This window comes from Cupriavidus sp., from assembly GCF_057315035.1.
Genome location: NZ_DBHKYV010000043.1, coordinates 1 through 10,994, shown reverse-complemented (window position 1 = coordinate 10,994; position 10,994 = coordinate 1). Strand labels below are relative to the sequence as shown.

Genomic DNA, 10,994 nt, shown 5'->3' with positions numbered 1-10,994 from the left:
CCGCGCAGGCCAAACTGTTGGCCTGCTTCTCTCCGGGAACGAAAATGCCCGCTGATGCGGGCATTTGTATTCTGGCGGAGAGAGGGGGATTCGAACCCCCGATAGGCTATTAACCTATACACGCTTTCCAGGCGTGCGACTTAAACCACTCATCCATCTCTCCGGGAAGTCCGCGATTATAGCAGAGCCGTTCTTGCTGTCCAGCGACGTTTGCCGAAGGTGTTCCGGACACCCTACCCTAGCCCTTGCGCAGGTAATTCACCAACCGGTCGATCACTGGCGCATTCCTCGGCGTTACCAGACTCACCAGTATCGCGGCGACAAACCCCGCCGGCACGCCGAACGCTCCAGAGGCGATTGGGTCCACGCCGAACCAGCGGTCGCCGAAGATGCCGGTCATACGGGTGAAGAACGGATAGTTGACGAAGATGTAGTAGACGGCCACGGTCAGGCCGGTGGCCATTCCGGCAACGGCACCCGCTGCCGTGGTACGGCGCCAGAAGATCGCCAGCACCAGCACCGGAAAGAAACTCGATGCAGCCAGCGAGAACGCCGCACCCACCAGGAACAGGATATTGCCGGGCCGTAGCGACGTGACATACGAAGCGAACAGCGCCACGCCTAACAGTACAACCTTGGCGGTGGTCACACGGCGCTGGTGGCTCGCCTGGCGGTCGATCATGTGATAGTAGACGTCGTGCGACAGTGCATTGGCGATGGTCAGCAGCAGGCCATCGGCCGTGGACAGCGCCGCGGCCAGCGCCCCTGCCGCCACCAGGCCCGAGATCACGTATGGCAGGCCGGCAATCTCTGGCGCGGCCAGCACGATCATGTCGGGCTGGATCAGGATCTCTGCCCATTGCACGATGCCATCGCCATTGATGTCGCGGATGCCAAAGACCGGTGGATCGACCTTGCGCCATTGCACTACCCACTGGGGCAATTCGGCGTACGGCGTACCCACCAGATGCTGGAAGAACTCCACTTTGACCAGTGCGGCGAGCGTTGGCGCGGACACGTACAGCAGTGCGATGCAGAACACGGCCCAGGCCACGGAGTTGCGCGTTTCCTTGACCGAAGGCGTCGTATAAAGCCGTGTGAGGATGTGGGGCAGGCTCGCGGTGCCGACCATCAGGCAAAACACCAGCAGCACGAAGTTCAGGCGGCGTGTCTTGCGTTCCTGTTCCGATGCGGCTGGGTACGGTTCGGCCGACGGCGTCAATGGCCGGCTGCGCGCCAGTGCATCCTCGCGCTGCTGGTTCCACTGCCGCAGCGCGTCGGCGGCATCCACCGGAAATGCCTGACGCTCGCGCTCCACCGTCTTGATCTCGCGCAGCGGCGCATTGCGCGCGCGCAGTTCCAGCAGCCGCGCATCGAGCGCACTGCGTTCCTCGTTGAAAGATTCCGGCAAGCGCCCGATGCGCTCCTGCAGGCCAATGGCCTGCTGGCGGAACATCTCGCGCACCTGTTGCTCGGCCGGATCGCGGTCCAACCGCTTCTCTTCGACATCGATCTGCCGCAGCAGTCCGCCATAGCCAGCTTGCGGCAACACCTGGTGGTGATGTTTCCATGCGATCAGCGACACCGCCAGCAGGAACGCCACGATCAGCATGATGTATTGCGCCACCTGGGTCCAGGTCACCGCGCGCATGCCGCCCAGGAACGAACAGACCAGGATGCCAGCCAGGCCGAAGAACACACCGACCGCGAACTCCACGCCGATAAATCGCGTGACGATCAGCCCGACCCCCTGGATCTGCGCCACCAGATAAACGAACGAACACAGCGACGCAGCAAGCACCGCGATGGCACGTACTGGCAGATTGCCACCGGGCTTGCCGTTGCCGTAGCGCGCCGCCAGAAAATCGGGAATGGTGTAGCCGCCGTACTTCCGCAGATACGGCGCCAGCAGGAAGGCGACCAGGCAATAGCCGCCGGTCCAGCCCATCACATAAGCCAGCCCTTCATAGCCGGATGCGAAGATGATGCCGGCCAGCCCGATAAACGATGCCGCGCTCATCCAGTCGGCCGCAATGGCCATGCCATTGAACATCGCCGGTACGCGCCGGCCGGCCACGTAGTACTCGTTGAGGTCCGAGGTCCGGCAGATCAGTCCGATGCAGGCATAGATCGCGATCGTGACGAACAGGAAGACATAGCCAAGCCACAGCGCATCGGCATTGGAATGCTCGAGCAGGCCCATCATGCCGACGAAGCCGAACAGGCCAAGCGTGAACAGGCCGTAGTACAGCATCAGCCGGCGGCGGAAGCGCGACTGGGTGTCTGGCATCAGGGTAGAAGAGGCAAAATGGAAAAGCCGGACAGGAAAAGAAAATTGTGCCCGCACCGGACGATGCCGGGGCGGGCACAAGCTTTGTCACGCAGGCGCGAAGCGTGCATGAACCGTGGGCTTACTGAGCCTGCTTCAACTGGTCGAGGATGGCCGGGTTCTCCAGCGTCGAGGTGTCCTGCGTGATTTCCTCATTCTTGGCCAGCGACCGCAGCAAACGGCGCATGATCTTGCCCGAGCGCGTCTTCGGCAGGTTGTCGCCAAAGCGGATGTCCTTGGGCTTGGCGATCGGACCGATTTCCTTGCCGACCCAGTTGCGCAGTTCGGCCGCAATCTTGGTCGCTTCATCGCCAGTCGGACGCGAGCGCTTGAGTACCACGAACGCACAGATGGCCTCGCCGGTGGTGTCGTCGGGACGCCCCACCACCGCGGCTTCGGCCACGATCGGGTTCGACACCAGCGCCGACTCGATCTCCATCGTGCCCATGCGGTGGCCCGACACGTTCAGCACGTCGTCGATGCGGCCCATGATCGTGAAGTAGCCCGTATCCTTGTCGCGGATCGAACCGTCGCCAGCCAGGTACAGCGTGCCGCCCAGTTCCTCGGGGAAGTAGCTCTTCTTGAAGCGCTCCGGGTCGCCCCAGATGGTACGGATCATCGACGGCCACGGACGCTTGATGACCAGAATGCCACCACTGCCGTTTGGCACGTCCTGCCCGGTTTCATCGACGATCGCCGCCATGATGCCCGGCAGCGGCAGCGTGCACGAACCCGGCACCAGCGGCGTGGCGCCCGGCAGCGGCGTGATCACGTGGCCGCCGGTTTCGGTCTGCCAGAACGTGTCGACGATCGGGCAGCGCTCGTTGCCAATATTCTTGTAGTACCACATCCACGCTTCGGGATTGATCGGCTCGCCGACCGTGCCCAGCAGGCGCAGGCTGGACAAGTCGTACTGCTTCGGATGGATCTTCTCGTCGGCCTCGGCGGCCTTGATCAGCGAGCGGATCGCGGTCGGTGCGGTATAGAAGATGCTGACTTTGTGGCGCTGGATCATTTCCCAGAAACGCCCGGCGCTCGGGAAGGTCGGCACGCCTTCGAACACGATCTGCGTGGCGCCGGCCGCCAGCGGGCCGTAGGCAATATAGGTATGACCGGTGACCCAGCCGATATCGGCAGTGCACCAGAACATGTCTTCGGGCTTGACGTCGAAGGTCCAGCGCATCGTCATCAGCGCCCACAGCAGGTAGCCGCCGGTGCTGTGCTGCACGCCCTTGGGCTTGCCCGTGGAACCCGAGGTGTAGAGCACGAACAGCGGATGTTCGGCGCTGACCGGCTCGGCCTCGCAGTAGTCGGGCTGGCCCGCGGACACATCTTCCATCCAGCGGTCGCGGCCTTCGGTCCACGCCACCTTGCCGCCAGTGCGGCGATAGACGATCGAATGCTTGACGGCCTCGCAGCCGCCCAGTGCCAGCGCCTCGTCGGCAATCGCCTTCAGCGGCAGCGCCTTGCCGCCGCGCATCTGCTCGTCGGCGGTGATCAGTGCCACGGCGCCCACGTCAACCAGGCGTTCCTGCAGCGACTTGGCCGAGAAACCGCCGAACACCACCGAGTGCGTGGCGCCGATCCGCGCGCAGGCCTGCATGGCCACCACGCCTTCGACCGACATCGGCATATAGATGACCACGCGGTCACCCTTCTTGATGCCCAGTGCCTTCAGGCCGTTGGCAAAGCGGCTGACTTTCGCCAGCAGTTCGTTGTAGCTGACACGCGAAACCGTGCCATCGTCAGCTTCGAACACGATCGCGGTCTTGTCGCCAATGCCCTTCTCGACATTGCGTTCGAGGCAGTTGTACGACGCATTGAGCTGGCCGTCCTCGAACCACTTGTAGAACGGCGCATTGCTCTCGTCGAGCACCTTGTCGAACGGCTTGTGCCAGTGCAGCAGCTCACGCGCGTGGCGCGCCCAGAAGCCCTCATAGTCCTTCTCGGCCTCGGCGCACAGGGCGTTGTAGGCCTCCATGCTCGGGATCGCGGCGTTCTTTGCGAACGACTCGGGGGGATTGAAAACGCGATGCTCGTGCATCACCGACTCGATGGCGGACATAGGTTGTCTCCTGTTTGGCTTTGACTGCTTTGGGTGCAAGGTACGCCCGGCGCCTTACTTAAACCTGACTGTTGATCCGGACCGTTGAACATCGCTGACCAATCTCCGGTACGCGACGAATGGTGCGATGCAACAGGACCGGCAAGACCGGATGCGGGAGACTCGGGGGCACAAGTGCAGTCGGCTTTACTAAGTTAGCACAGCAATACGGGCCTGCGGTGACGAATCGTTACTATGCCGCGATGTCGGGTGTCATGGCGCGCACGGTACAATCGAACCCCGCCTCAAATGTCTGGTGACATTTACAACCGTCATCCACCGTTTCCGTACTCCATGGCCGACACCCCCTACCAACCGACTCGACCGATTCGACCCATCCCCCGGATCATCTTTGCCTCGCGCTGGCTTCAGTTGCCGTTGTATCTCGGCCTGATCGTCGCACAGGGCGTCTACGTCTATCACTTCCTGATCGAGGTCTGGCACCTGCTGGCGCACGTGACGACCTTCGACGAAACCAAGATCATGCTGGTAGTACTGGGCCTGATCGACGTGGTGATGATCTCCAACCTGCTGATCATGGTGATCGTGGGCGGCTACGAAACCTTTGTGTCGCGCCTCGGCATCGACAACCACCCCGACGAACCCGAGTGGCTGGACCACGTCAACGCCGGCGTGCTCAAGGTCAAGTTGTCGATGGCCCTGATCGGCATCTCGTCGATCCATTTGCTGAAGACATTTATCGACGCCGACCAGCGCAGCTCGCACACGATCATGTGGCAGGTCATCATCCATGTGGCGTTCCTGGCATCGGCGCTGGCCATGGCCTGGGTGGACCGCATGGTGTCCCATCCGCACTCGGCCCAGCCTCACCCCGGCGCCGATGGTGCGGCGCAGCAGGCACACTGATTCGAGAACCCTCCCGGGGTGATGTCTTCACCCCGCCGCAATACCCGACCAAATATGTCGACGGCTGTATGCATCGCAACAGCCGTCGCTGCCACGGTGTATCATCCCGGGCTGTGTTTCACCGCTGCCCTCCCCCCACAAAATGACAGTCATCAAGCAAGAAGACCTCATCCAGAGCGTCGCCGACTCGCTGCAGTACATCAGCTATTACCACCCGATGGACTACATCACCAGCCTGGGCCGTGCCTATGAGCTGGAGCAGAGTCCGGCCGCCAAGGACGCGATTGCGCAGATCCTGACCAACAGCCGCATGTGCGCCGAAGGCAAGCGTCCGCTGTGCCAGGACACCGGTATCGTCACGATCTTCGTCAAGGTGGGGATGGACGTGCGCTGGGACGGCGCCACGATGGGCCTGTCCGACATGATCAACGAGGGTGTGCGCCGCGGTTATACGCATCCCGACAACGTGCTGCGCGCATCGATCGTCAGCCCGCCCGAAGGCGCCCGCAAGAACACCAAGGACAACACCCCGGCCGTGATCCACTATGAAGTGGTGCCCGGCAATACCGTCGACATCCAGGTAGCCGCCAAGGGCGGTGGCTCGGAAAACAAGTCGAAGTTCGTGATGCTGAACCCGTCCGACTCGATCGTCGACTGGGTACTGAAGACGGTGCCGACGATGGGCGCCGGCTGGTGCCCGCCGGGCATGCTCGGCATCGGCATTGGTGGCACCGCCGAGAAGGCGATGCTGATGGCCAAGGAATCGCTGATGGAATCCATCGACATCCAGGACATCATCGCCCGCGGCCCGCAGGACTGGGTCGAGGAAATGCGCGTGGAACTGTACGAGAAGGTCAACGCGCTCGGTATCGGCGCGCAGGGCCTGGGCGGCCTGGCCACCGTGCTCGACGTCAAGATCATGGCAACGCCCACGCACGCGGCCTCGAAGCCCGTGGCAATGATCCCGAACTGCGCGGCCACGCGCCACGTGCATTTCACGCTGGACGGCAGCGGCCCGGCCAAGCTGGAAGCACCGGACCTCAATGCATGGCCGAAGGTGGAATGGGCACCGGACACCGAAACGTCGAAGAGCGTTGACCTGAACACGCTGACGCCGGAAGAAGTCGCCTCGTGGAAGCCGGGCCAGACGCTGCTGCTGAACGGCAAGATGCTGACCGGCCGCGATGCCGCGCACAAGCGCATCGCCGACATGCTGGCCAAGGGCGAGAAGCTGCCGATCGATTTCACGAACCGCGTGATCTACTACGTGGGCCCGGTGGATCCGGTGCGTGACGAAGTGGTTGGCCCTGCCGGCCCCACCACCGCCACCCGCATGGACAAGTTCACCGAGACCATGCTGTCGCAAACCGGCCTGATCGCGATGATCGGCAAGGCCGAGCGCGGCCCCGTGGCGATCGAATCGATCCAGAAGCACAAGTCGGCCTACCTGATGGCCGTGGGCGGCGCAGCATACCTCGTGTCGAAGGCGATTCGCGGCGCGAAGGTGCTGGCCTTTGAAGACCTGGGCATGGAAGCGATCTACGAGTTCGACGTCAAGGACATGCCGGTGACGGTGGCCGTGGACAGTTCGGGCACGTCGGTACACAAGACCGGCCCGGCCGAATGGCAAGCGAAGATCGGCAAGATTCCGGTCGCGGCAGCCTAACGTCTTAACGTCCGACCGATGTCGTGCCCCCCTCTCCCGCCCGCGGGAGAGGGGCGTCAACCAGTCAACTCACACGTGTGAACCCCTCCCCCGTCGGCATCTTCGATTCGGGTCTTGGCGGCCTGTCGGTCCTGCGCGAAGTCCGCGCCATGCTGCCGCATGAACCGCTGATCTACTTTGCCGATTCGCGCTACGCACCGTATGGCGACAAGCCCGAACGGTTCGTGGAAGCCCGCACGCTGCAGGTATGCGAGTGGTTGGTCGCACAAGGCTGCAAGGCGCTCGTCATTGCCTGCAATACGGCCACCATGCATGCGGTACAGACACTGCGCGAACGCCTGCCGGTACCGGTCATTGGCGTGGAGCCGGGCCTGAAACCGGCAGCGGCCAGGAGCCAGAGCAAGGTGGTTGGCGTACTGGCGACGGCCAATACTCTCAAGAGCGCCAAGTTCAACCGCTTGCTGGCATCGCTGGACCAGGAAAGCCGCTACCTGTGCGCGGCTGGCCATGGGCTGGTATCGCTGATCGAACAGGGCGACGTATCGAGCCCCGCCATCCGCGAGAAACTTGACGCCTATCTGCAGCCGATGCTTGATGCTGGCGCCGACACACTGGTGCTTGGCTGCACGCACTACCCATTCCTGTCAGGCACGATTCGCGACATGGTAGGCAACCGGCTCGACCTGATCGATACCGGCACCGCCATCGCGCGCCAACTCGCGCGCAAGCTGGCCGAGTTCGACCTCGGCGCCAGCCCCGACACGATCGCCCCGATCCGCTACCTGTCGACCAAGAACGCCGCGCACCTGCGCGACATGGCCGCGGCACTGCTGCAGGTGGATGCCGGCGCCGAAACCGTGGCCATCGAACCGGCACCGGACGTTGATACTGGTTACTGAATAAAGCCCACCGGCCGGTGATGCCGCACATCGGGCTTCACCGCGTGTTCCTGCCGTAATTGCGCCAGGAATTCATCTGGCGTCAACGCTTCCCCCAACACCACCGACTGGCGCTTGACCGTGGCGAAATCGCCCGGCGTCAGGCAATCCATCGCATCGAGATCGCGGCGGATCGCATCGGTCATGCGGCTGGTATCGCCATCGAGCGCCTCATCGACGAACATCGTTTCACGCTGTGGGGGCTTGAGCGGGAGGAAGCGGATCTTGAACGAAAAGCGGCGCAACGCTGCCTCGTCGATCCGCTCGAACAGATTGGTGGTGCAGACGAAGATGCCGTTGAAGCGCTCCATGCCCTGGAGCATTTCATTGACCTCCGACACCTCGTAGTTGCGCACCGCCTGCTGGCGGCTTTGCATGAAGCTGTCGGCTTCATCGAGCAGCAGCACCGCACCATCTTCCTCGGCGCGCGCAAACATTGCCGCAATCTGCTGCTCGGTCTCGCCGACGTACTTGCTCATCAGGTCCGAGGCACGGCGAATCATCAACGGCAAATCGAGTTCCGCGGCAATATGCTCGGCCAAAGCAGTCTTGCCCGTGCCCGGTGGCCCATAGAAACACAGCGTGCCGCGCTGGCGCGCACCCAGCGCCTGCACGATCTTGTCCACCGCGTAACGCGTTTCCAGATTGAGGTTGTCGAGCCGGTAGTGCGTCACGACGGGACGCGCCTCGGCCTCGGGACGCAAACCCATGGCGCGGTCGGCATGCTCAAGCTGGCGCACGATCAGCGCTTCCACCGGCTCCGCAACATCGGGCCGCGCCAGTTCCACGAAGCGCGCGGCCGATTGCACCTGCGCGGGCGTCAGCGTCTTGCGCGCAGCCAGCGTGGCAATGAACGCATCGCTGACAGCCAGGCTGCCCAAATGCTTGCGAATAATGTTCTCGCGCACCAGCGGCGGCGGGATCTTCAGTTCCAGATGAAACTGGAAGCGGCGCAGATAGGCCGGGTCGATCTGGCGTATCGAATTCGAGATCCAGATCACCGGCACCGGATTCTGTTCGAGGGTCTGGTTGACCCAGGCCTTGCCGTTGACCGATGCACGCGTGTCTTCCTGGCCGAACAGGCTCATCAGTTCCCGTGCGCTGCCAGGAAACACATCCTCGACTTCATCGAACAACAGCGCCGTACGTGGGCGTCCGCGCAGGAACGCTTGCGAGACCTGCAGCGAGCGATAGCGATCCTTGCCTGACAGGCTGTTGCCATCGCGATCGAAACAGTCGACCTCATACAGCTCGCACCCGGCTTCGCGCGCCAGCAACCGCGCGAACTCGGTCTTGCCGGTGCCCGGCGGACCATAGATCAGCACGTTCACCCCCGCCGCATTCTGGCGCGTGGCGTTTCCCAGCAGCGCGGTCAGGTAGCGCGCATCGGTCTCGACGTGCGGATAGTCGGTAGTGCCCAGCGTCGGTGGCGCGGCCGGTCGCGTGAAGACCGCCATCATTTCCGCCTCGCTCGCATAGTTGCCCAGCAGCACATGCAGCAGGCGGTCGGACAGGCGCATCAGGTCGCCCAGGTCCGTAACGCTGTTCTCGGGCAGCGGCTGTTCGATCAGGTTCAGGGTTTCCAGGCGCGAGCCCGGACGCAACGATGAAGCAATATCCGCAGGGCTGGCGCCCGTCAGCCCGGACAGGATCTGGAACGCCTCCTGGCTATGCGCGACCTTGCAATCGACCATCACCGCGCGCAGGTCGCGCTTGTACTTGGCCAATGCGGCATACAACAGCAGCTTGCGTTCGTGCTCGGGCAGGTTGAGCACGTGACTGAGCATGTCGATATTGCGCACCAGCAGCACGCGTTCGCCATCGAGCCGCGACGTGATTGCCGACGACGATGCCGCAAACACCGCGAACATGTCCTTGGCATGGTGCTTCACGTACTCGTCGAGATAGTAGAACAGCGCGCTTTCATCGAACGCACTATTCCACTGCCCATGGCGCTCCAGGAATTCCTCGGGCGACAGGCGCGATGCGCCTTTCCACGCCGGCATGTCGGCACAGCGCGCGGACAGGAAACGCTGCACGCGCAGTACCACGCCGTAGGGCCACACCATTTCCTGCGCGCTGACAGTCAGTACGTCATTGATATTGCTGCGCAGGTTGAAACGCGGCCCGAGCGCGCACACCACGCGCAGCGCGAACTGGGCGCACATCCAGTCCAGAGCCGAGGTGCCCGGCGCGCCAGACGAAGCCCGCAGCATCGTGCTGCGGTCGTCCATCGTGCGGTCGTCTTCAGCAAAACGGGTGAAGTCCATGGCTGGTTCCCTTCCCTTCGCACAGGCGTAAGCCCTTTCGCACAGGCGTAAGCCCCTTTGAACAGGGCCTGAGGCGTCCGGACCGCAGGGAGCGCCTGGCCTATGCCGTGTCTGCCGCTAACTGAGAGGATCAATATCCATCGTAGCGCGGTTTTTCATGGGTGGGGTATTGTTGGCGCGCATCGGCGCGCCCTGACCCACGTAATGCCGGGTAGACATGCGGGGAGAGATTACTGCTGAAGACGCAATGACGACATCGCAGAAAAACTAGACGCATTGCACAATGCGCAACAAATAAGAATCATTATCGTTTATACTATCGCGCTGATACGCTACCCAAGAGTGGCGCTCCCCTCTGTAACCGGTTACTTCATAGCTGTGTTTCTTTGGAGCGTTATCATCATGGAATTGCTACTGAGCCTGCTGGTCGGATGTGGAATCTCGCTGATCCTGTTCTACCGCAAGTGATTGCGCCGCAAGGCGAACACCTGTCGTTCCTCTCATGTTCGATCAACGATTTTTCAAGATCACCCTTGCCGTCCTGTTGTTTCACGCCGGACTGCTGTACCTGATCCAGAGCGGGTTGGCACGCAAGCTGACCGAGGCTGTCATCGCCCCGGAGATCATCGCCCGCATCATCCCGATGGAGCAGCCCAAGCCCGAGCCGCCCGCCCCGGAGCCGCCCAAGCCGCAACCGACGCCGCCCAAGCAGGTCAAGGTGGTAACGCCGCGTCCGGCGCCGCCCAAGCCGCAACCGACGCCGACGCCGGTGGCATCGCTGCCGCCGTCGCCAACCGCGATCGAGGCCCCGCCCGCGCCC

6 protein-coding genes, 1 tRNA gene and 1 pseudogene are annotated in these 10,994 nt (G+C 62.8%); 4 read left to right on the top strand and 4 right to left on the bottom strand.

Annotated elements, in window-relative coordinates; translation table 11 throughout:
* Positions 1-72: 72 nt before the first annotated feature.
* The 3 genes from ACO550_RS33055 to acs all read right to left on the bottom strand — a co-directional run bounded on the left by ACO550_RS33055 (position 73) and on the right by acs (position 4,394).
* Positions 73-163: transfer RNA gene (locus ACO550_RS33055), tRNA-Ser, on the bottom strand.
* Between the two features lie 75 nt (positions 164-238).
* Entirely contained in the window at positions 239-2,290 is a 2,052-nt protein-coding gene (locus tag ACO550_RS33050; protein ID WP_315598761.1) for a VC_2705 family sodium/solute symporter, read from the bottom strand.
* 121 nt (positions 2,291-2,411) lie between these two features.
* A complete protein-coding gene (gene acs, locus ACO550_RS33045) occupies positions 2,412-4,394 on the bottom strand; it encodes an acetate--CoA ligase (protein ID WP_315598760.1) in 1,983 nt (660 codons plus the stop codon).
* A 333-nt stretch (positions 4,395-4,727) separates the two neighbouring features.
* Here acs and ACO550_RS33040 point away from each other — a divergent pair, with 333 nt between their 5' ends.
* The 3 genes from ACO550_RS33040 (at position 4,728) to murI (ending at position 7,865) form a co-directional block, all read left to right on the top strand.
* Positions 4,728-5,300, top strand: a complete 573-nt coding sequence (locus tag ACO550_RS33040; protein ID WP_315598762.1) for a TIGR00645 family protein — start codon at positions 4,728-4,730, stop codon at positions 5,298-5,300.
* 142 nt (positions 5,301-5,442) lie between these two features.
* Entirely contained in the window at positions 5,443-6,966 is a 1,524-nt protein-coding gene (locus tag ACO550_RS33035) for a fumarate hydratase (protein WP_315598759.1), read from the top strand.
* 77 nt (positions 6,967-7,043) lie between these two features.
* On the top strand, positions 7,044-7,865 hold the full coding sequence (gene murI / locus ACO550_RS33030) for a glutamate racemase (protein WP_315598758.1): 822 nt from the start codon (positions 7,044-7,046) through the stop codon (positions 7,863-7,865).
* Here the strand turns inward: murI and ACO550_RS33025 are convergent.
* Entirely contained in the window at positions 7,859-10,174 is a 2,316-nt protein-coding gene (locus ACO550_RS33025) for an AAA family ATPase (protein WP_315598757.1), read from the bottom strand. The two genes, murI and ACO550_RS33025, sit on opposite strands and share 7 nt — an antisense overlap.
* 502 nt (positions 10,175-10,676) lie before the next feature.
* Here ACO550_RS33025 and ACO550_RS33020 point away from each other — a divergent pair.
* Positions 10,677-10,994: pseudogene (locus ACO550_RS33020) on the top strand (energy transducer TonB); the annotation flags it as partial.